This window comes from Amycolatopsis sp. NPDC054798, from assembly GCF_053611505.1.
Genome location: NZ_JBSHAM010000057.1, coordinates 12,601 through 33,783, shown reverse-complemented (window position 1 = coordinate 33,783; position 21,183 = coordinate 12,601). Strand labels below are relative to the sequence as shown.

Here is a 21,183-nt window from a genome sequence, read left to right as displayed (position 1 = left end):
CCTCCTTGAAACGGGGTGGGTTCTTGCGGGACACCGTAGGGTCGGCCGGCCTCGCGGTGGCATGGGACGATGTATCCAGAACTTCGCGGAAGATTGGTTGAAATGACCCACCACGACGTGCTGTTGCCCGCGGAGGTGACAGTTCCACTACGCACCGTCGCGGGCAACCCGGAGCTGGCGCTCGACGTCGTGCCCGAAACGCTGCGCCCGGGCGCGCTGGACCAGCCGGTGCGGTGGGCGCACGTGAGCGAACTGGCCGACCCCGCGCCGTACCTGGTGGGCGCCGAACTCGTGCTGACCGCGGGCGTGAACCTGCCGGAAGACGCCGACCGCTACGTCCGCGGGCTGTGCGACGCGGGCGTCACAGCGCTCGGCTTCGGCCTCACTCCGACCGTCTCGGAAACCCTGCCGTCCTCGTTGCGCGACGCCTGCGCGGAGCATGGTCTGCCGTTGCTGGTTGTTCCGCCCGCGACGCCGTTTCTAGCGATCAACCGCGCCGTCGCGGTCGCCCTCGCCGAGGCCGGGCGGCACGAAGAACGGCGGCTGGCGGAGAGCCGCGAAGCGCTGACGCGAGCTGCGGGCGGCGGTCTGGGCGAGTTGGTCGCCGCGCTTGCCGGACGTTTGCGCGGGTGGGTCGCGATGGTCGGTTCCGGAGACGTGCTGGCGGCGGGCTACGACGCGCCGCAACCGTTGCCGTCGCCGGTGAAGGAACTGCTCGCGACTTTGCGTTCTCGGAGCGGAATCCGCATCGCCTCCACCGAATTGCCGGACGGCACGCATGTCGTCGCGCAGCCGGTCTACCCGCAGGCGACCGCCGCGCACCTGGTGGTGGTCGGCCGGGCGCAACGGTTCGACAGCGGGGACCGGGCGATCCTGGCGGTCGGCGCGGCACTGCTGGGGCTCGTCGGCCGTGCCGGATCGGACAGCGCGGAACTCGGCGCCGCGGCCACTGCGTTGCTGCTCGGCGGTCCCGGCGCGGACGCACTCGCCGGAGTCGTCGGCAGCGATCAGGCCCGGCTCGTCGCCGGGGTCGCCCATCGGCGTGGCCCGGACGCGCTCGCCCGGCGGCCGGACTGGCTGCGCGCCCGGCTCGACACTCCGCTGGTCCAGGTCCTGCCCGGCCCTCGCTTCTACGCCATCACCGGCGAACTTGGCAGCCTGGACGGTCTCCTCGAACACGGCTGGCTGGCGGTGGCCAGCCCGCCGCACGCCGCCGCCGACCTGCCCGGTGCCGTCGCGGAAACGGAACTGCTGCTCGCCCGCGCCCGCGCACTGGCCCGTCCGCTGGCGGCCAGCGCCGACCCGCTCGGTTTCGACGCATTGATCCCGCCCGCCGCGGCCGGTGCCTTCGCCGAGCGTCTGCTGGCTCCGCTGCGGGAACTGGACCGCGCGCACGGCCGCGAGCTGGTGCCGACCCTGCGGACCTGGCTGGCGCACCACGGAAGCTGGGACCGCACCGCGACCGAACTCGGGGTGCACCGCAACAGCGTGCGGCACCGGATCGGGCAGGTGGAACGGGCGCTGGACGTCCGGCTGGCCGATCCGGAAACCCGGATGCGGCTGTGGTTCGCGTTGCGGTGGGCGTGAACGCGAGTGTCCATTCAGGTCTTGCGCTGCCGGAGCGTCCTCACTGGGACTCGGTCGCATGCCGAACCGCGTGGGATCGGCTCAAGGCCGGAAAATCGAGGTGCTTGGAAGGAACTGCGCCAATTGGCGCGGAACCGCTAGGCGTGAACGAGGTTATGGAAGGCCGGGCGGAGGCATTGCAGCGCAACGGAATAAAACTCGGCAACTCCCCTGGCAACCGCCGAATCCAGGACGCCTTCCGGCGCCGGCTCTGCGGAAAAAACCGTCCACGCCGACCTCGGCAGCGTCCGCGCGATCCCGAGACGTTCCCAGCTCAGACGGCACTGCCTCGACCGGCCTCCAGCGGCGGAAGCAAACGCTCATCCGCGCGTCGCATGACTCTCTCAGGTGCTCTCAGGAAACTATGGGATTGTGGTCTGGTGCGAGTTCTGGTAGTCGAAGACGAAGAGCCGTTGGCCGATGCGATCGCCCGCGGGCTGCGGCGGGAGGGCATGGCCGTCGACATCGCGCTCACGGGCGACGACGGGCACGAGAAGTCGTCCGTCACGCGGTACGACGTGGTGCTGCTCGACCGCGACCTGCCCGGGATGTCCGGCGACGACCTGTGCCGCGAGATCGTGACGTCCGGCGAGCTGACGCGCGTGTTGATGCTGACCGCGAGCAGTTCGGTGTCCGACCGGGTGGACGGGCTGTCCCTCGGCGCGGACGACTACCTCGCCAAGCCGTTCGCCTTCCCGGAGCTGGTCGCGCGCGTGCGGGCGCTGGGCCGCCGCGCGACGCCCGCCGCGCCGCCGCTGCTCACCGCGGGCGACGTCGAGCTTGATCCGGCGAAGCGCACCGTCCGGCGCGCGAGCGGACCGGTCGAGCTGACCCGCAAGGAGTTCGGCGTGCTCGAGGTGCTGCTGTCCGCGGGCGGATCCGTGGTCAGCAGCGAGGAACTGCTCGAACGGGTGTGGGACGAGAACGCCGACCCGTTCACCACGACGGTCCGGGTCACCGTGATGACCTTGCGCAAGAAGCTCGGCGAACCGGGCATCATCGAGACCGTGGTCGGCTCGGGCTACCGGGTGTCGGTCGCCGGTTCCGAGTGAAGCTTCCCGGCGCCCGCAGCTTGCGGGTGCGCGTCACCGTCCTGTCGACCGTCCTGGTCGCCGCGGCGGGGCTGTTGCTGCTGTGGCTGGCGTGGACGCTCGTCGGCGACGCGGTCGACGCCGTGCCGCACATGCCGCCGGGCACCATCGTCCGGGTCGACGGCGTCGACGTGGACGCGTCCACGCTCGCGCAGCATCTGCGCGTCCACGCCGTCACCCGGGTGCTGATCTTCGGTTCGCTGGCGTTCTTCTTCGTGGTGGCCGCGGCGGCGATCCTGGCCTGGACGTTCACCTCCCGCGTCCTGCGGCCGCTGCGCGAGATCACCGGGACGGCGCAGCGGCTGTCGATCGAGTCGATGGGGGAGCGCATCGGCGAGATCCGCTCGCGCGACGAACTGGCCGAACTGGCCCGGACGTTCGACGACATGCTCGACCGGCTGCAGGACGCGTTCGATTCGCAACGCCATTTCGTGGCCAACGCGAGCCACGAATTGCGCACCCCGCTGTCGGTGATCCGGACCGAGCTGGACGTGACGCTGTCCGACGAGCACGCCGACGAGGCCGAGTTCCGCCGGATGGCCGGGGTCGTGCTGGACGCGACGAACCGGGCGGGACAGCTGGTGAACTCGCTGCTGCTGCTGGCTCGCACCGATGGAGCCGGTCTGGTGACGCGGGAACTGGTGGACCTGACGGTGCTCGTGGAACGCGCGTGGTCCGCGGTGCGGGGCGAGGCTGAACAACGGGGCCTGCGCACGGATTTCGCGATGCAGCCGTCGCCCGCGATCGGGGATTCGGCTTTGCTGGAACGGATCGCCGGGAACCTGGTCGAAAACGCGGTGCGGCACAACGTCGACGGCGGGTGGATCGAGGTGACGACGGAGCCGGGCGCGCAGTGGTCGACGCTGCGGGTGCGCTCGTCGGGCGGTCTGCTGGATCCGGCGGCGGTCCCGGAGCTGTTCCAGCCGTTCCGCCGCGCCGGGGTGGCCCGGACGGCGCGGTCGGGGGCCGGGCTGGGGCTGTCGATCGTGCGGGCGGCGGTGCAGGCGCACGGCGGGACGGTGTCGGCGGAGCCGGTGGTCGGGGGCGGGCTGGCGGTGACGGTGCGGTTGCCTGCCGCGTAGCACATGTGTAGCACTTTCGGGAAAAAGCGCTACAATACTGACTATGGGGTACGCAATCGGCCAGAGAGAGCTGCGCAACGACAACGCGGAGATCATGCGACGCGTGGCGGCGGGCGAGTCGTTCGTGGTGACCCGCAACGGAAAGCCGATAGCCGACCTGGTGCCGCACCGCGCCCCGGAGGAGCCGCGGCGAGACCGGACGCTCGGCGAGATCCAGGAAGCTTTCCGCGGGCTGCCGCCGATGGACAGCGCCGAATGGCGTCGTGAGCGGGAAGCCGACGACGCTGTCTTCGGGCCGGACCGCCTCGGCGAGCCCGGCGAGGACAAGTGACCGCTCCGTCCCGGGTGCTGCTCGACACCTCGGTGGTCATCGATCTCGAACGGCTCGATCTGGGCCCGTACGCGTCCTCGGTGCCCGCGGTCAGTTCGGTGACCGTCGCGGAACTGGCCTATGGCCTCGTCACCGACGATCCCGTGCGGCTCGCGGAACGGGTCGAGCGGTACCGCCGTGTTCTCGACCAGTTCGTGGTGCTGCCGTTCGGCGTTGACGAGGCCAAGATGTACGGCACGGGCGCGGGACTGGTCCGGCGGTTCGGGCGGGATCCGCGTCCCCGCCGGATGGACCTGCAGATCGCGGCGACAGCGGCGGCGCACCAGATCCCGCTGCTGACCAGGAACCTGAAGGACTTCGCGGGGCTGGACCGGCTGCTCACCGTCGTCGAGATCTGAACCGGCAGGCGCGGACCGGCCCGCGCCTGCCGACTGTCCTCAGCAGACGTCCACGAACGTCGGATTCCCGTACAGCCAAAGGTCTTCGTACGGATCCGCCTGCCCGATCACGTCCATCGCCGGCTCGATCCCGCCCTCCGCGTGCCGCTTCCCGTCCGTCCCGCGCACCCGGACGTAAAACGGCTCGCGCACATTGCGGAACGTGTGCTTGAACGTCACCCGCCGTCCCGCATAGCCACGCGAAGGCGTGAACGACTCCACCACCCGCGTACCCGGCGCGGTCATCGTGTCGCGATCCGCCGCCGGGCCGGTGACCGGTCCCGAGATCAGGTCCAGCCGACCGAGCCGCGGCACCGAACCCGACCCATTCGGCCGGTAGGCGGTCACCGCTGAAACGACGACTGTCACGGTCGAGCCGCGGCGCACGCGCAGCCGTCCGCCGAACGTCGCGCAGTCGCCTCCGCCGTGCACGCCGACCTCCAGTTGCTGCACCAAACCGCCGTGGGACAGCCAAATCCGGCCCGCGCGCAGCCCCTCCAGCACGCCCTCGAAGCCCGGCCGGCGCACGCCGACCACGGTGCGGCTGAACTCGCCGGGGTAGAAATCCGCGTACGGCGCGGACAATTGCGGGACTCCGCTGTCGACCGGGTCGGGGTACTTGCCGGTCTGTTCGTACCAGCCGTCCGGCACCGACGGCCGCACCAGCTTGTCGCCGCGGTTGTAGTGCGAATCGGAGTTCGTGGTGATCCACCACGGTTTTCCTTCGGCAAGCAGGGAATCCCACAACCCGCCGACCTTCGCGGTCGTCCAGTCCCAGCCGCCGAACGTCCGGTACGCCTCGGCCGGGAAGCCGGGCCACGAGTTCGCGCCGGCGTTGTTGCCGTAGCCGCCCCGTGCGCCGCCGTTGCCTTGCGGCTTCGGGAAACCGTCGGCCTGCGCGCCGGGCGCGCCTTCCATGCCGATGACGATCCCGGGTGCGGTGTCGCGGTAGTTGCGCAGTTCGTGCGGCGCCACGCGGCCGTTGCGCAGCGGGTGGTTGATCAGCACGACCGGCGCGTGGATCCGGCGTCTGCGTTCCTGCTCGGCGAGCCACCGCAAACCCTTGAGCGCCAGCTCTTCGTGCTCCGGGCTGGAGGATTCGGAACCCGTCAGCCGCCAGTCGAAACCGCGCTCGAATTCGCGCAGCACGGCGGCCTGGTCGCGGCCGGCCTGGAAGAACAGCGTGGCGTGCTCCGCGCCTGGCACGTTCCACTCCATGCCTTGCCACAGCAGCAGATCCGGGTGCCTCCGCTGCGCGGCGAGCACGTCGCGGCTGGTCGGCTCGACCGACGACTTCTCGTGCGTCGCGTGCCCGTGATCGGTGAAGACGATCCACTTCGCGCCGTGCTCGCGCGCTCCGGCGGCGATCCGGTCGATGGTGTACATCGCGTCGTACGAGTACTGGCTGTGCGTGTGATGGTCGCCGACGACCCACTGGTAGCGGCGGCCGAACAACCAGTCGAGATCGACGCCGAGATCGAGGCCTGTCGCGTCGGCCTGGCCCGAGGCCAGCACCGGGGCCCCGGCCGCGACAGCACCGGCCAGCCCCGCGCGCTTCAAGAATCCGCGACGGCCGACGCCGTCCGGGTTCGTGCTGTTCATCCTGCTCCTGACCTGCTCCGATGATTCGGCAGGACGCTATGGGGCGGCGATGAACGGCTGGTGCTCAGAAGGTAACGAAGCGCTCGGTGTGGGCCGGTTCACGACGAAGCCGCCCCGCGCAGAGCACGGGGCGGCTTCGTCAGTGCGTTACGCCGGAACCGAAGCGACTCCCTGAGAGAGGAACGGCTTGCCGTTGACCCGCTCCGACACGCCCGCCCGGTCGAGGTACGGCGTGATGCCGCCCAGCCAGAACGGCCAGCCCGCGCCGAGGATCAGGCACAGGTCGATGTCCTGGGCTTCCGCGACCACACCCTCGTCGAGCATGATCCGGACCTCCTCCGCGATCGCGTTCAGCGCGCGGTCGCGGACCTGCTCGGCAGTCGAGGGCTTGTCGCCCTGTTTCCACAGTTCGGCGACCTCCGGGTCGACCGACGGCTTGCCGGTCGCGTCCCAGGTCCAGACGCCCTTCTTGCCCGCCTTCACGAACCGGTCCAGGTTCTCGCTCACGGTGAAGCGATCCGGGAACGAGCCGTGCAGCGTCTCGCCGACGTGCAGCGCGATCGCCGGACCGACGAGCTGCATCAGGTTCAGCGGCGACATCGGCAGGCCCAGCGGCTCCAGCGCGGAGTCGGCCACCTCGAACGGCGTGCCCTCGTCCACCGCCACCAGCACCTCGCCGAGGAAGCGCAGCAGCAGCCGGTTCACGACGAACGCCGTCGCGTCCTTCACCAGCACGCTCGACTTCTTCAGCTGCTTGCCGACCGAGAACGCGGTCGCCAGCGCCGCGTCGTCGGTCTTCTCGCCGCGCACGATCTCCAGCAGCGGCAGCACGGCCACCGGGTTGAAGAAGTGGAAGCCGACCACGCGCTCCGGGTGCTGGAGTTTCGAGGCCATCGCGGTGATCGACAGCGACGAGGTGTTCGTGGCCAGGATCGCCTCGGGGGAGACGTGCTGCTCCAGTTCGGCGAACACCTGCTGCTTCACGCCCAGCTCTTCGAAAACGGCCTCGATCACGAAGTCCGCGTCGGCGAACGCGGCCTTGTCGAGCGATCCGGTCACCAAAGCCTTCAGCCGGTTCGCGCCGTCCGGGGACACCCGCTTCTTGGCCAGCAGCTTGTCGATCTCTTCGTGGACGTAGCCCACGCCCTTGTCGATCCGGGCCTGGTCGACGTCGGTGAGCACCACCGGCACCTTCAGGCGGCGCACGAACAGCAGCGCCAGCTGGCTGGCCATCAGGCCAGCGCCGACAATGCCAACCTTGTTCACCTTGCGCGCCAACGACTTGTCCGGCGCGCCGGCCGGACGCTTCGCCCGCTTGTTGACCAGGTTGAACGAGTACAGCCCGGCGCGCAGCACGTCCGACATCAGCAGCTCGGCGAGCCCGTCGGTCTCCGCCGCGTAGCCGCGGTCGAGATCGTTCTCCCGCGCCAGCTCCAGCAGCTCGACAGCCTTGGTCGCGCCCGGCGAAGCACCGTGCGTGCGACCGTCCACGATGGACTTGGCACGCGCGATCGCCGCGTCCCACTCCGCGCCGCGGTCGATTTCCCGGCGAGCAGGGGTGATCTCGCCGTTGACGACCTTCGCCAGCCACAGCAGGGACTGCTCCAGGTAGTCCGCGGAACCGAAGACCTCGTCGACGATGCCGAGTTCGGCGGCCTTGCGCACGTTCAGCATCTTGTTCTGCGCCAGCGCGTTCTCGATGATCACGGTGACGGCGGCGTCCGGGCCGATCAGGTTCGGCAGCAGCTGCGTGCCGCCCCAGCCCGGGAACAGGCCGAGGAACACCTCGGGGAACGCGATCGCCGCGGTGTTCTCCGACAGCGTCCGGTAGTGACACGACAGCGCGAGTTCGAGCCCGCCGCCCATGACCGCGCCGTTGACGAACCCGAACGTCGGGATCTTCGACTCGGTGAGCCTGCGGAACACGTCGTGCCCGGTCTGCGCGATCTCGCGCGCCAGCTTCGGGTCCGACACCGCCTCGACGCCGGAAAGGTCCGCGCCGACGGCGAAAATGAACGGCTTGCCGGTCACCGCGATCGCGGCGGGCTCGGCGGCGAACGCCTCGTCCAGCGCGGAGTTCAGCGCCACGAGACCCTGCGGGCCGAAGGTGTTCGGCCGGGTGTGGTCGTGGCCGTTGTCCAAAGTGATCAGTGCGACCGGCTTGTCCAGCCCGGGAACCTTGACCAGGTTGGTGACCGCGTTCGTCACGACCTCGTCCGGGAACGCGGCCTTCGCCTCTTCAGCGGTGAAAGTCATTACTTCGCCCCCTCAGAGCCGTTGTAGGCCGGGTTTTCCCAGATCACGGTGCCGCCCATGCCGATGCCGATGCACATCGTGGTGAGGCCGTAGCGCACGTCGGGGCGCTCGGCGAACTGGCGCGCGAGCTGCGTCATCAGCCGCACGCCGGAGGAGGCCAGCGGGTGTCCGCAGGCGATCGCGCCGCCCCACTGGTTGACTCGCGGGTCGTCGTCGGCGATGCCGAAGTGGTCGAGGAACGCGAGCACCTGCACCGCGAACGCCTCGTTGATCTCGAACAGCCCGATGTCCTCAATGGACAGACCGGTGCGCTTGAACAGCTTCTCGGTGGCCGGCACCGGGCCGATGCCCATCACCTCGGGCTCGACGCCCGCGAAGGAGTAGCCGACCAGCCGCATCCCGATCGGCAGGCCCAGCTCGCGCGCGGTGTCCTCGTCGGCGAGGATCGCCGCGGTCGCGCCGTCGTTGAGGCCGGCCGCGTTGCCCGCGGTGATCCGGCCGTGCGGACGGAACGGCGTCTTCAGCTTGGCCAGCTGCTCGACGGTCGTGCCCGGGCGCGGCGGCTCGTCCTCGGTCGCGAGGCCCCAGCCGAGTTCCTTGCTGCGCGTGGCGACCGGCACCAGTTCCGGGCCGATCTTCCCGGTCTTGACCGCCTCGGCGTACTTTTCCTGGCTGCGCGCGGCGAACGCGTCCGTGCGCTCCTTGGTGATCTCCGGGAACCGGTCGTGCAGGTTCTCCGCGGTCTGGCCCATCACGAGCGCGGTCGGGTCGACCAGCTTGTCCGCGATGATGCGCGGGTTCGGGTCGACGCCCTCGCCCATCGGGTGGCGGCCCATGTGCTCGACGCCGCCGGCGATGGCGATGTCGTACGCGCCGAAGCCGATGCCGCTCGCGGTGGTGGTGACGGCGGTCATCGCGCCCGCGCACATCCGGTCGATCGCGAAGCCCGGCACGGACTTCGGCAGCCCGGCGAGCAGCGCGGCGGTGCGGCCGATGGTCAGGCCCTGGTCGCCGATCTGCGTCGTCGCGGCGATCGCCACCTCGTCCACGCGCTCGGGCGGCAGCTCCGGATGCCGCCGCAGCAGCTCGCGGATGGCGTTGACGACGAGGTCGTCCGCCCGGGTCCCGGCGTACATGCCCTTGTCGCCCGCCTTGCCGAAGGGCGTGCGTACCCCTTCGACGAAGACGACGTTGCGCACCCCTCGCGCGGTGGGCGCGAGCGGCGGCGTAGCTGGTGCGGCCACGAATGCTCCTGAGGTCGAAAGTGTTCCTGCCCCGCACCCTAGCCCTTGTTACCCGTGGGTAACCAGGGGAGTGGCCCGGTCGAGTGGGGGACGGCACACTCTCGGGGAAACAGTGGCCTCGGGCACACTGGGGCGAACGCACCAACCGGACGGGGGACGGCGATGGCGCTTTTCCGGGCGAACCCGGCGAACGAAATCGCGCGGCTGCGCAAGAAACTGGCGAAGGCCGCGGATCCGGAGCTCCCGGACATCCTCGCGATGCGCCACCGGCTCGGCGTGCTGCTGGTGGAAACCGGAGACTGGCCCGCGGCGGAGGAGCACTACGCCGAACTCGCCGACGCTCAGGTGCGGGTCGACGGCGAGCAGCATCCGGGCACGCTCGGCGCGTGGCTCAACCTGGCCATGGCCAAAGCCGCGCTGGGCCAGGTCGAGGACGCGGTGCACCTCATGGAGTCCACAGTGGACATCTACGAGGCGGCCATCGGACTCGACGACCCCGCCACCATGCAGGCCCAGCTGGTGCTGGCGGAGATGTACTCGCTGTCCGGGGAGTACGACGAGGCGCTGGACGTGCTCAGCAGGCACCTGAACGCGTGCGTGGACAAGTTCGGGGAGTACCACGAGCTGACCATCGCGGCTGCCCGCCGGAAGGTGAGCGTGCTGCGGACGCTGGGCCGCTACGACGAGGCAGCCGGTCTGAACTCCGGCCTGTCCCGCAAGCCGCGAGACGACCGCGAACGCGACCAGGCCGCTGCGGTCGGCCTGCTGATCCGAGCGGAACGCGGCGAGGCGGAGATGGTCAAGTACAAGGCAAGGGAACTCGCCGAGCAGTACCGCACGCCGGAGTTCGTGGAGGTGCTCGCGGCAGTGCTGTTGCGGGCGGGGGAGCCCGCGGAAGCGGCTGAGCTGTACCGCGCCGTGCTGTCCGCGCAACCGGCGGCGCAACAGTGGGGCGCGGCGGGCGAGCTGGCGCGCGCGTACCTGGAAAGCGGCCAGCTCGACGCGGCGGAGACGTTGGCTGGAGAACTCGTGTCGGCTGACGGGCTGCCGGACGAGCATCCGCTGAAGCTCGGTGCCCGGGCGACTTTGGCCCGGGTCGCCCGGGAACGCGGCCGGGACGAGGAGGCGGATCGTGAGCTGGCGGCGGTCGCGGCGGGGTTGACGGAGGCCTTTGGTCCGAAGCATCCGGATGTCGTCGAAGTTTCCGGGTGGTTGAAGAAGGACTGAGCCGCGGGGCGGGCGGACTGGTCAGCTGCGGAGAGGCACTACGCGGGTCTCGTGCCCGCACTGACGGATTCCTTCGGTCCGCGCGGGCCGAATATCCTTGCCGCGTGAGTGCATCTGGCGTGTGGCCAGACAGCGCAGAGCTGGCGGGACCTAGCGAAGGCGATCGCTCCGTTGCGCGAGCAAGCTGCCGAGGCGACCGGATGGCTGGCAGAGTGCCGACGGCCGCGGGCCTGAACCCGCGGCCGTCGAAGCTCACTCCGCCGAATCGTCTTCCGGACGCACCGGAACCGGCGTCCCGTCCCGCAAATGCGGTTCGCGCAGCCGGAAAATCTCCTCGAACTCCCGCATCCGCGCCGCCCGGTACTCCGGCACCCCGGCCGGGTCGAAGCGGTAGAACCCGGCCCCGTCCTGGAGACCTCGCCGCTGGCCGGTCATGTTCTCCTCGACGATCGCGGGCGCCTGGAACCGTTCGCCGAGTTCTCCGGTCAGGTAGCGCGAGGCGTAGTACAGGATGTCGCCGCCGCCCCAGTCGATGAATTCCAGCGGTCCCAGCACGGAAAACCGCGGCCCGAGCCCGGCGCGGACCGCGAGGTCGATCTCGGCGGCGCCGGCCACGCCTTCCTCGACCATCCGCGCCGCCTCGTTCATCAGCAGCGCCTGCAGCCTCGGCACGATGTACCCGGCGGCGGGCCCGCACACCACCGGCACCTTGCCGATTTCGCGCAGCAGCTCCACGAGCCGGTCGACCGCCGCCGGATCGGTGTCGTCGCTCCGGCTGACCTCGACCAGCGGCATCAGTTCGGCCGGGTTGAGCCAGTGCGCGTTGACGACCCGCTCCGGCCGGTCGGCGAGTTCCGCGATCTGCGTGACCAGGAAGGTCGACGTCGTCGAAGCCAGCACCGCCGACTCGGGCACCTGCGAGCCGAGCCAGCCGAACACCTCGCGCTTGACGTCCATGACCTCCGGCACGGCCTCGAACACCACGGTCGCGTCGGCGAGTTCCTTCGCCGAACGGTCGCCCAGCGTCAGGCTTTCCAGCGCGTCCGCGTGGCCGAACATCGCGCGCAGCCGGTCGGCGAGGCGCTTGCGGACCTCGTCGCGCCGGAGCTGACGTTCTTCCTCCGTGCGGTCTTTGACGTCCGCGAGCAGCACCGGATGTCCCGCCGCGAGGAAGGCCAGCGCGATGCCCTCGCCCATCCGCCCGGCGCCGACGATGGCGATCACGACTGGACTCCGTTCTGGAGCAGCTTGGTCAGACCGGCGCGGTCGAGACCGGCAAGGCCGAGGTTCTCGAACGTCCGGCCCTCGGCGTAGAAGTCGCGGCCGGTGATCGCGGAACCCAGAGCCAGCAGGCCTTCCGCGACCGGCGTCGGCACCCCGGCCCAGCGGCCCGCGGACACCAGGAGCGACAGCCCGAGCCGGGTGTCTTCCACCATGTACCGGTGCGCGTGGAGGTCGATCTTCTCGCGCCAGTCGCCGCTGTCGGTCAGCCTCTCGTGCGCCGCGCGGCCGTACATCCACTCCTCGCCGTCGGTGGCGTAGTGGTCGGCCAGCGGGAAATGCGGTGCGCCGTAGCCGAACGCTTCGCGCAGGGCGACCCGTTCGGCGTCGAGCGCGTCGGTGACCCGGCGGATCGACGGCTGGGTGCCCTCGTTGTGGATGTCCCAGGCGGCGAAATGCTCCAGCGGACCGGCGTTCATCGTGATCAACGGCGGGTGGATGATCGGGCCCGCGTTCATCAGCGCTCCGCTGAGCCCGTCGCCCGCGTCCTCGACGCTCGGGTAGGCCTCGCGCAGCGTCTTGAACGCGCTTTCGGTCAGCCGCAGCGGGAAAACCCCGGTCGGCAGACGGGTCGCGTACCCGCTGATCACCACTTCGGCGTCGCCGTGCCGACGCGCGAGGTACGGCAGCGTCCCGGCTTCGGCGAACGCGATCTCCGGGCTCCCGCCCGCCGCGGCGACGGCCTTGGCGAACACCATCGAACCGAACGTGCCCGGCGGCAGGAACACCACCTGGCCTTCGCTCAGCAGCGGAGCGAGCTGGGGAGCCAGGTCGTCGTGCGTGGTCGAGGGCAGCGGGATCACGATCAGCGCCGTGTCGCGCACCGCTTCGGCGAGGTCGGCCACCGGGTTGATCTCCCCGGCGCCGTCGCCCACCGGCACCGATCGGGAACCTCGGTAGTCCCGGACGTCCACCGCCCCGGCCGTGCGAACCGCTTCCAGCGCCTCGGCGTTCCGCCGCCACCAGCGCACTTCGTGGCCGTGCTCGGCGAGTTCCGCCACCGTGGCCCAGGAACCGTGTCCGCCCCCGAGAACCGCGATCTTCACTTTCATGTGCTCCTGTCTCGTGCTGGTGTGCTGTCGCACCTTCTCACGGGCCGACCAGGTCGGTCTGCTCCCAAAGCCGATCTTGCTGCTCGCGCACGATCGCCCCGAACTCCGCCGGCACGATCGTCCGGTACGGCCCGGATTCGACCGCCACCCTCGCGATCGTCTCGATCGCCGAAGCCGGATCGCGCTGCATGGCGAGGAAATCCGAAAAGTCGTGGTCGGACGCGGGCGCGTTCTCCACGAGTTTTTCGTTGAACCCAGTGGAAAACGGTCCGGGTTCGACAACCCGGACTTCGATTCCGTGCGGCCGCAGTTCCTGGCGGACCGCCTGTGCCATGGCTTCGAGGGCGAACTTGCTGGCCCCGTACGCACCCGCGCCGGGCGCGACGAACAGCCCGGCCACCGACGTCACGAACACGATCCGCCCGCCGCGCCCGGCCGCGACGAGCCGGTCGGCGACCAGCCGGGTCAGCTCGAGCGTGCCGAAGACGTTGACCTCGAACGTTTTCCGGACCACTGCGGAATCCGTGCGCAGCAGCGGACCTTCCGCGCCGAATCCGGCGTTGTTGAGCAAAACCGACGCGTCGATCGCTGCGGCCGCTTCGCGATCAGCCGGGTCGAGCAGGTCAAGCCGGGAGACTTCCGCGGCGAGCCCGCGCTCGGCGAACGCCGCCCGCGTCGGCTCCACCTGGTCGTCCCGTTCGACAGTGGCGAACACCCGGTGCCCGCGCGCCGCGAGCGTCAGTCCCGCTCCCAGCCCGAGACCCGATCCCGCCCCCGTGATCAAAACCGACTCGCTGTGTTTCTCGCTTGGCCGACCCACGCCCGCAGTGTCGCTTGCGTCGCGGCCCGGCCTCAATCAGACTTCCGCCACATGGAAGCCAGACCCACCGCGGCGGCGCGGCTGCTGTCGGTGCTGGACTGCTTCAGCGCTCAGACACCGGTGCTTTCCCTGACCGAGATCGCCCAAGCCGCGGGCCTGCCGTTGAGCACGGCGCACCGGCTGGTCGGCGAGCTGGCCGAATGGGGAGCGCTGACCCGCGACGAGGACGGCGGCTACCACCTCGGCCTGAAACTGTGGGAGCTGGGCTCGCTGTCGCTGGCCCGGGCGTCGATGCGCGAGATCGCCCTGCCGTACCTGGGCGATTTGTTCGACGCGACCGGCGAAAACGTGCACCTGGCCGTACTGGACGGAACCGATGTCGTGTTCCTGGCCCGGCTGGCCGGGCACCGCTCGGTCGGCATCCTGACCACGACCGGCAGCCGCCTGCCCGCGACCACCACCGCCACCGGCCGGGTGCTGCTCGCGCACGCCGCCGCCGAGACCCGCGAATCCGCGCTGACCAGCCCGATCGCGGCGGAAACCCAGCACACCACGACCGATCCGGGCACCCTGCGCGCCGAGCTCGCCGACATCGCCCGCACCGGCTACTGCGTCGCCGACCGCCAGCTCGCCGACGACGCGGTCGCGGTCGCCGCCCCGATCCGGGACGCTTCCGCCCGGGTCACCGCCGCCGTCGCGGTCGTGGGCCGCCGGGAAACCACGTCGGTGGCGCATCTGGTGCCCGCGGTGGTCACGACGGCGACCGGCGTGGCGCGGTCGCTCGGGTATCGCCGGCCGACGCGTCGCCGCTCCTGAGGTGCGAACCTCAGGACGCGCGTGCGAAGGTCTAAACCTCAACTAGAGGTCTGAACCACCCGGCGGCGCGTCAGGAAGCCGTGCTGTGCAACGCCTTGCTCAGCGCCGCCGCGGTCAGCTCCACCTGCCACGGCCGCGCTCCGCCTGCCCGCAGCGTCTCCGCGACCGAATCCTCCGAGAGGTCGGCCGGCGGCCGCCAGCAGGTGCGCCGGACCAGGTCCGGCAGCAGAAGGTTCTCGACCGGCAGCTTGCGGTCCTCCGCGATCGTGGCCAGTGCGGCCCGCGCGGCGGCGAGCCGGGCGGCGGCGTCGGGGTCCTTGTCGGCCCACCGGTTCACCGGAGGCGGACCGTCGGAGGGCTGGCTCGGGCTCGGCAGTTCGCTCGCGGGCAGCGCTTTCGCCGCCTGCAGATGCCGCAGCCAGCTCGCCGTGTACTTGCGCTGCACCCGTCCGCTGAACACCGGCAGCGCCTGCAGCTCCTCGACCGTCTTCGGGTCCGAGGTCACCGCGTTGACGATCGCGCTGTCGGGCAGGATGCGGCTCGGCGCGCGGTCGCGCTTGCGGGCCAGTTCGTCGCGTGCCTGCCACATCTCCCGCACCGCGGCGAGGCCGCGCGGGCTGCGGATCTTGTGCACGCCGGACGTCCGGCGCCACGGCTCCGCGCGCGGCGCGGGCGGGGGAGCGGTGCGAACAGCCTCGAACTCCTGCTGCGCCCACTCCAGCTTGCCCTGCGCCGCCAGCTCGGCTTCGAGCTTCGCGCGCAGTTCGTTGAGCAGCTCGACGTCGAGAGCGGCGTAGTTGAGCCAGTCGACCGGCAGCGGCCGCTTCGACCAGTCCGCGGCGCTGTGCCCCTTTTCGAGCGTGTACCCGAGCAGCAGCTCCACGAGCGTGCCCAGCGCGACGCGTTCGTACCCGGCCAGCCGTCCGGCCAGTTCGGTGTCGAACAGCGACCGCGGGCGCAGGTCCAGTTCCGCCAGGCACGGCAGATCCTGGGAAGCGGCGTGCAGCACCCACTCGGTGTCGTTGAGGACGTCCCGCAGCGGGGCGAGGTCGTCGGCGAGCGCGATCGGATCGATCAGCACCGTGCCGGAACCTTCGCGGCGCAGCTGGACGAGATAGGCCTTGGGCCAGTACCGGTAGCCCGACGCCCGTTCGGTGTCGACGGCGACAGCGCCCGTGCCCGCGGCGAGCCGCGCGCACGCCTGCGCGAGCGCGGTCGGATCGGCCACCACCGGCGGGGTGCCTTCGGCGGGTTCGCGGAGCAGCACCGGCGTTCCGGAGTTCTCGGTGGTCTCGTCTCCGGTCCGGGCTCCGTCCGCCTGTGCAGTTCCCATGTCCGACGACCCTACGGGACGGGTGGACCGCGCCTGGTCCGCCCGCCCCGCAGGGACGTGGTTCGTCGTCGTCAGCGGATCACGCCGGCTCGCATCGCCAGCGCGACCATCTGCGCCCGGTCGCCCGTGCCGAGCTTGCGCCCGATGCGGGACAGGTGGGACTTGACGGTGAGCGCGGAGAGGGAAAGCTCCTCCCCGATCTCCTTGTTCGACTGCCCGTCCGCGACGAGCTGGAGCACCTCCACCTCGCGAGCCGACAGCTCGCGCGGGGTGTTGTCGGTGCCCGCCACTCGCGTGCCGGTCGCCAGGACCGGGGCCACGCTCGGGTCGGCGTAGACGCCGCCTTCGAGAACCCGGCGCACGCCGTCGGTGACCACCACCGGCGACGCTGACTTCAGCAGGTACGCCTGAGCTCCGGCCTGGAACGCGGAGCGCACCGCGTACGGGTCGTCGGAGGATGCCAGGACCACCACGCGCGGCCAGCCGTGGCTACGGAGTTCCGTAACCAGTTCGATGCCGCTGCCGTCCGGCAGTCCGAGATCGAGGATCGCCAGGTCGCACGGGCCGGTGGCCTGTGCTCGCGCCCTCGCCTCGGCCACCGTGGCGGCTTCGTGGACGGTGCCCGCACCCATCTGTGCGAGTCGTGCTGCGATTGCCTCCCTCAACAGCGGGTGGTCATCGACCACCAACACGGAAAAAAGCTCTTCCCGCGGGTGCGGAACCATGCTCGCCGGCAAAGCACCGGCTGGCGTGGATCGGACGGCCTGAGATAAGCCGACGGTAGCCACGTCACTACCTCCCTGGAGTCGGTCGTGCCCCCCGACCGGCACCGGGACCTTCGGCCGTTCAGCCGCGCCAGCTTTAGACCGAAAGTGGTGTCGTCCCAGGCACTGTAGCCGCCCCGACGCCGTTGCGGGGGGATCGAATGGGTATCTATCCGAAACAGTTCGTCACTCAGCGAGGTCGTTGTAACACGATCGGACTAACGCTCGGAGTCTTGTTAACGACTGGCGACCGGGCCGCGATGCACCTGAGTTACCGGCATTGAAACGGGCGTGCAGATGACCCGTGCACCTGCGGGTGCTGCCGGAGCGGGGCCGCCGCCCCGGCGGTCCGGAGCCGGAAATGCGCCCCCGCCGGGGCAAGATCATTTTCTTTCACGTTTCGCCGCGCACTCCGCCTGTCCGTCGATGCGGCGGCGGAGGCGTTGAATTGGGCTCCGGAACCGCGTCGAGGCTGGTGACCGGGGGTTCACTGGCTGTGATCACGCCCGGCCACGAACGTGCGGCATCCGGAGCAGTGCCCTCTGCGGTCCACAATGGATGGTCGGCCGGAGTCGTGCGGAAGCCCCGCCGAAGATCGCCGCGGAGCGGTCCGGGGGCGCGAAGCCGCCCGCGAAGGCGCGTTCGTGCGCGTGCAAACGCCGCCAAGGCGCTGCCCGACCGGGTGAACTTAGGAAATCAGGAGCTCTGCCGCTGCTCGAACAGCGTGACGCCGACCGGCGGCAGCCCCACGACGCTCGCCATCACCTGGCAGAACGCGAGCCCGTGCGGGCCGAGCGCGGCGTCGGTCGGGGTCCAGGACGCCCGCAGTTCGAGGTCGTCGGTGCGGGCCGGGCCGGAGATGTCGCCGAACCGGGCCGAGGACGTTTCGGTGACCGTGCCGCCGAGCGCCTTCCACGACGCCCCGGAGGCTTCCAGCGCGTCGGTCAGCCAGGACCAGCCGACCGCGGGCAGGAACGGGTCCGTGGCCAGTTCGCGGTCGAGTTCGGCGCGCACGTACATGACCAGCCGCAGCACGCCGTCCCAGCCCTCCTGGCCGTCCGGGTCGTGCAGCAGCACCAGCCTGCCGGACGCCAGCACGTCGGCGGGTCCGGAGACCTCGCAGCTCAACGCGTAGGACCACGGCGCGAGCCGCTGCGGCGCGCGCATCGTCTCCAGGCGGATCTCCGGGCGCGGCCGGACGGCTTGCAGCGCCGCGACGGCTTCGCGGAAAAGATCGGGCACTGGCGTCATCGCGGTCACGCACCGACTGTAGGGCGGCGACGCCCCGTTGCGGACGCAGGCGCGCCGAGCGAGACCCAGCCGCGACCCGGGGAACGCTCCGGCCGCCCTCGGGTGCGGGGGTTCCGTGCCGGTCTTGGCGGGCCGTGATGCCGGGCTGGCGATGTCCTCGGGGCCGCGCCGGATCAGGTGCTGGGTGCATCTCGCGCGGCTGAGGGCGTCGTGCGCAGCGAAACCGACAGTAGAACTGAGCGCGAGATCCCGAATTCGGAGCGGAATGCCGCCGCGACTGCGGGAGACTGGGTTCGATGGGCGCGGGATGCCGCTGCGGCTGCGAGGCCAGGCGCGTCGGGTGCGGAATGCCACCGCGGCCGCAGGGACCAGGCTCGATGGGGCGGGACCCCGCCGCAAGCGCAACCGCCGCGAAAGGCGGTGCCGGGCCAGTTGGGCACGGGGCGGCCCGAGACTGTCGGACCCGCGTGGGACCATGGGGTTCGTGCCTCAGGTTTCGTCCGCGCCCGTCGGCGCCCCGTCCGTCTCGCCCCGTCGCGCCCTGCCCGGCTCGGCTTTCCTCGCCGCCGCGCGCGGGGAGCGGCCCGCGCACGTCCCGGTGTGGTTCATGCGCCAGGCCGGCCGTTCGCTGCCGGAGTACCGCGCGCTGCGCGAGGGCGTGCCGATGCTCGACGCGTGCTTCGACCCGGAGATGCTCGCCGAGATCACGCTGCAGCCGGTCCGCAGGCACGGCGTCGACGCGGCGATCCTGTTCAGCGACATCGTCGTCCCGCTCAAGGCGGCCGGCGTCGACATCGACATCGTCCCCGGCACCGGCCCGGTCGTCGCCTCGCCGGTGCGCGACGCGGACGCGGTGCGCGCGCTGCCGAAGCTCGAACCGGAACAGGTCGGGAAGGTCGCCGAGGGGGTCCGGCTGCTGGTGGAGCGGCTCGGCGAAACGCCGCTGATCGGGTTCGCGGGCGCGCCGTTCACGCTGGCCAGCTACCTGATCGAGGGCGGCCCGAGCCGCAACCACGAGCACACCAAAGCCCTGATGCACTCGCAGCCCGAGGTCTGGCACGACCTCGCCGCGCGCCTCGCCGACATCGCTGCCACGTTCCTGCGCGCCCAGCTCGACGCGGGCGTCGACGCGGTGCAGCTGTTCGACTCGTGGGCCGGAGCGCTGTCCGAGCGCGACTACCGCGAGTTCGTGCTGCCGCATTCGGCTCGCGTGCTGGCCGCGGCCGGGGAGTACGGCGTGCCGCGGATCCACTTCGGCGTCGGGACCGGCGAGCTGCTCGGCGCGATGCGCGAGGCGGGCGCGGACGTGGTCGGCGTCGATTGGCGGATTCCGCTCGACGTCGCGGTCCGCCGGCTCGGCGGCAAGGTGTCGGTGCAGGGCAACCTCGACCCGGCGCTGCTGTACGCGTCGTGGCCGGTCCTGGAGGCCGAGGTGCGCCGGATCGTCGAGGAGGGCCGCGCCGCCCGCGGGCACGTGTTCAACCTCGGCCACGGCGTGCTGCCGGGCGTGGACCCGGAGGTGCTCAAGCGCGTCGTCGACCTGGTGCACTCGCTGTGAAACACGTCGCGGTCGTCGGCGGCGGGATCTCCGGGCTGGCCGCGGCGTACCGGCTGCGCCGGCTGCTCGGCGACCGGGTGACGATCACCGTTTTCGAGAGCACGGCGGCGATCGGCGGGAAGCTGCGCACGGCAGAGGTCGGCGGAGTCAGCTACGACGTCGGAGCCGAAGCGTTCCTAGCTCGGCGGCCCGAGCTGGTCTCGCTGGTCGAGGAGGTCGGCCTCGCCGATCGCCTGGTGCATCCGACGAAGGCGCGCGCGAAAATCCATGCTGGCGGTTCGGTGCAGAGCTTGCCGCCCGGCACCGTGATGGGAGTGCCGGCGTCGGCGGACTCGGTCGCGGGCGTGCTGTCCGAGGACGGACGGCGCGCGGTCGAGAAAGAAACTTCGCTCGGCCCGGTCGAGCTGGGCTCCGGCGACGTGCCGCTCGGCCCGCTGCTGCGCACGCGGTTCGGGGACGAGCTGGTGGACCGCCTGGTCGACCCGCTGCTGGGCGGCGTGTACGCGGGCGGTGCCGACGGTCTGGGCCTCCGCGCGACGATGCCCGGCTTGGCCAACGCGATCGAGGGCGGAGCGGCTTCGCTCACCGAGGCCGCCTCCTCGCTTCTGCCGAAAACGCCGGGCACCGCACCGGTTTTCGGCAGTCTCATCGGCGGCTTGCGGGGATTGCTCGACCGCTTGCTGGAGCTGTCCGGTGCTGAGCTGCGCACTTCGTCGACGGTCCGCGCGCTGACGCGGACGCCGTCCGGCTGGCGTCTCGAATTCGGTGCGGCCGCGCCATCGCACGCGCCTGCCGACAGTCCAGTAGACGCGGATGCAGTGCTGCTCGCGGTGCCCGCCCCGGCGGCGCGGAAACTGCTCGACGGCGTGGCCCCGGTGGCGTCGACCGCGTTCGGCGAGGTCGAACTGGCGTCGATGGCGGTGGTCGCCTTCGCGTTCCCGCCGGGCACGGAGCTGCCCGACGCGTCCGGAATCCTCATCGGCGCGGGGGAGCAGGACGAGGAAGGCGTGCCGTACGCGTCCAAGGCGTTCACGTTTTCGTCAAACAAATGGGCGCACCTGGGCGAGGCCGGACCGGTGCTCGTGCGCGGTTCGGTCGGCCGGTTCGGCGAGCCCGGCGCGTTGAACGGCGACGACGATTCGCTGGTCGCCGCGGTCCGCACGGATCTGGCCCGGCTCGCCGGCGTCACCGCGACGCCGATCGACACCCTGGTGACGCGCTGGGGCGGCGGCCTCCCGCAATACGGCCCCGGGCACCTGGAGCGGGTGGCGCGGATCGAGACGGCCGTGGCGGACGTCCCGCGCTTGGCCGTGGCGGGCGCCACGCTGCACGGAGTCGGCCTGCCCGCCTGCGTGGCCACGGCAGACGCCGCGGCTCGCCGGATCGCGGAGCAGCTCTTCGTGTGACGGAGC

The 21,183-nt window shown here is 71.1% G+C and carries 18 protein-coding genes; 9 read left to right on the top strand and 9 right to left on the bottom strand.

Annotated features, from left to right (window positions below; genetic code table 11):
• Positions 1 to 102: 102 nt before the first annotated feature.
• The 5 genes from ACWGIC_RS29785 (at position 103) to ACWGIC_RS29765 (ending at position 4,528) form a co-directional block, all read left to right on the top strand.
• Complete coding sequence (locus tag ACWGIC_RS29785; RefSeq protein WP_452079232.1) at positions 103 to 1,587, top strand: PucR family transcriptional regulator; 1,485 nt, start codon at positions 103 to 105, stop codon at positions 1,585 to 1,587.
• A gap of 419 nt (positions 1,588 to 2,006) precedes the next feature.
• On the top strand, positions 2,007 to 2,678 hold the full coding sequence (locus tag ACWGIC_RS29780; protein ID WP_009075614.1) for a response regulator transcription factor: 672 nt from the start codon (positions 2,007 to 2,009) through the stop codon (positions 2,676 to 2,678).
• Entirely contained in the window at positions 2,675 to 3,799 is a 1,125-nt protein-coding gene (locus ACWGIC_RS29775; protein ID WP_452079231.1) for a sensor histidine kinase, read from the top strand. Before ACWGIC_RS29780 ends, ACWGIC_RS29775 begins: the two co-directional genes overlap by 4 nt.
• 43 nt (positions 3,800 to 3,842) lie before the next feature.
• On the top strand, positions 3,843 to 4,130 hold the full coding sequence (locus ACWGIC_RS29770; protein WP_452079230.1) for a type II toxin-antitoxin system Phd/YefM family antitoxin: 288 nt from the start codon (positions 3,843 to 3,845) through the stop codon (positions 4,128 to 4,130).
• A complete protein-coding gene (locus ACWGIC_RS29765; RefSeq protein ID WP_452079229.1) occupies positions 4,127 to 4,528 on the top strand; it encodes a PIN domain-containing protein in 402 nt (133 codons plus the stop codon). Before ACWGIC_RS29770 ends, ACWGIC_RS29765 begins: the two co-directional genes overlap by 4 nt.
• Positions 4,529 to 4,567: 39 nt before the next feature.
• Here ACWGIC_RS29765 and ACWGIC_RS29760 read toward each other — a convergent pair whose 3' ends face one another.
• From ACWGIC_RS29760 to ACWGIC_RS29750, 3 genes are all read right to left on the bottom strand, one after another.
• Positions 4,568 to 6,169, bottom strand: coding sequence for a PHP domain-containing protein (locus ACWGIC_RS29760; RefSeq protein ID WP_452079228.1), 1,602 nt, complete (start codon positions 6,167 to 6,169; stop codon positions 4,568 to 4,570).
• 147 nt (positions 6,170 to 6,316) lie between these two features.
• Complete coding sequence (locus ACWGIC_RS29755; protein ID WP_452079227.1) at positions 6,317 to 8,425, bottom strand: 3-hydroxyacyl-CoA dehydrogenase NAD-binding domain-containing protein; 2,109 nt, start codon at positions 8,423 to 8,425, stop codon at positions 6,317 to 6,319.
• Positions 8,425 to 9,624, bottom strand: coding sequence for a thiolase family protein (locus ACWGIC_RS29750; RefSeq protein ID WP_452079256.1), 1,200 nt, complete (start codon positions 9,622 to 9,624; stop codon positions 8,425 to 8,427). The genes ACWGIC_RS29755 and ACWGIC_RS29750 overlap by 1 nt, the downstream gene beginning before the upstream one ends.
• A gap of 207 nt (positions 9,625 to 9,831) precedes the next feature.
• Between ACWGIC_RS29750 and ACWGIC_RS29745 the strand changes: the two genes are divergently transcribed.
• Positions 9,832 to 10,896, top strand: a complete 1,065-nt coding sequence (locus ACWGIC_RS29745) for a tetratricopeptide repeat protein (RefSeq protein ID WP_452079226.1) — start codon at positions 9,832 to 9,834, stop codon at positions 10,894 to 10,896.
• A gap of 252 nt (positions 10,897 to 11,148) precedes the next feature.
• Here the strand turns inward: ACWGIC_RS29745 and ACWGIC_RS29740 are convergent, their stop codons facing one another.
• From ACWGIC_RS29740 to ACWGIC_RS29730, 3 genes are read right to left on the bottom strand one after another with little or no spacing between them, the layout of a single operon-like run.
• Entirely contained in the window at positions 11,149 to 12,120 is a 972-nt protein-coding gene (locus ACWGIC_RS29740; RefSeq protein WP_452079225.1) for a 3-hydroxyacyl-CoA dehydrogenase NAD-binding domain-containing protein, read from the bottom strand.
• A complete protein-coding gene (locus tag ACWGIC_RS29735) occupies positions 12,117 to 13,229 on the bottom strand; it encodes an NAD/NADP octopine/nopaline dehydrogenase family protein (protein ID WP_452079224.1) in 1,113 nt (370 codons plus the stop codon). Before ACWGIC_RS29735 ends, ACWGIC_RS29740 begins: the two co-directional genes overlap by 4 nt.
• 37 nt (positions 13,230 to 13,266) lie before the next feature.
• Complete coding sequence (locus tag ACWGIC_RS29730) at positions 13,267 to 14,049, bottom strand: SDR family NAD(P)-dependent oxidoreductase (protein WP_452079223.1); 783 nt, start codon at positions 14,047 to 14,049, stop codon at positions 13,267 to 13,269.
• Positions 14,050 to 14,100: 51 nt separating this feature from the next.
• On the opposite strand from ACWGIC_RS29730, the gene ACWGIC_RS29725 reads away from it, so the two are divergent.
• Positions 14,101 to 14,865, top strand: coding sequence for an IclR family transcriptional regulator (locus ACWGIC_RS29725; RefSeq protein ID WP_452079222.1), 765 nt, complete (start codon positions 14,101 to 14,103; stop codon positions 14,863 to 14,865).
• 70 nt (positions 14,866 to 14,935) lie between these two features.
• On the opposite strand, the gene ACWGIC_RS29720 is transcribed toward ACWGIC_RS29725, so the two are convergent.
• The 3 genes from ACWGIC_RS29720 to ACWGIC_RS29710 all read right to left on the bottom strand — a co-directional run bounded on the left by ACWGIC_RS29720 (position 14,936) and on the right by ACWGIC_RS29710 (position 18,222).
• A complete protein-coding gene (locus ACWGIC_RS29720; RefSeq protein ID WP_452079221.1) occupies positions 14,936 to 16,198 on the bottom strand; it encodes a ribonuclease D in 1,263 nt (420 codons plus the stop codon).
• Positions 16,199 to 16,269: 71 nt separating this feature from the next.
• A complete protein-coding gene (locus tag ACWGIC_RS29715) occupies positions 16,270 to 16,986 on the bottom strand; it encodes a response regulator transcription factor (RefSeq protein ID WP_033291604.1) in 717 nt (238 codons plus the stop codon).
• Between the two features lie 672 nt (positions 16,987 to 17,658).
• Positions 17,659 to 18,222, bottom strand: coding sequence for a DUF3000 domain-containing protein (locus tag ACWGIC_RS29710; RefSeq protein WP_452079220.1), 564 nt, complete (start codon positions 18,220 to 18,222; stop codon positions 17,659 to 17,661).
• A 466-nt stretch (positions 18,223 to 18,688) separates the two neighbouring features.
• On the opposite strand from ACWGIC_RS29710, the gene hemE reads away from it, so the two are divergent.
• Entirely contained in the window at positions 18,689 to 19,771 is a 1,083-nt protein-coding gene (gene hemE, locus ACWGIC_RS29705; RefSeq protein ID WP_452079219.1) for a uroporphyrinogen decarboxylase, read from the top strand.
• Positions 19,768 to 21,177: a protoporphyrinogen oxidase gene (hemG, locus tag ACWGIC_RS29700; RefSeq protein ID WP_452079218.1), complete on the top strand. Its 1,410-nt coding sequence runs from the start codon at positions 19,768 to 19,770 to the stop codon at positions 21,175 to 21,177. The genes hemE and hemG overlap by 4 nt, the downstream gene beginning before the upstream one ends.
• Positions 21,178 to 21,183 lie beyond the last annotated feature (6 nt).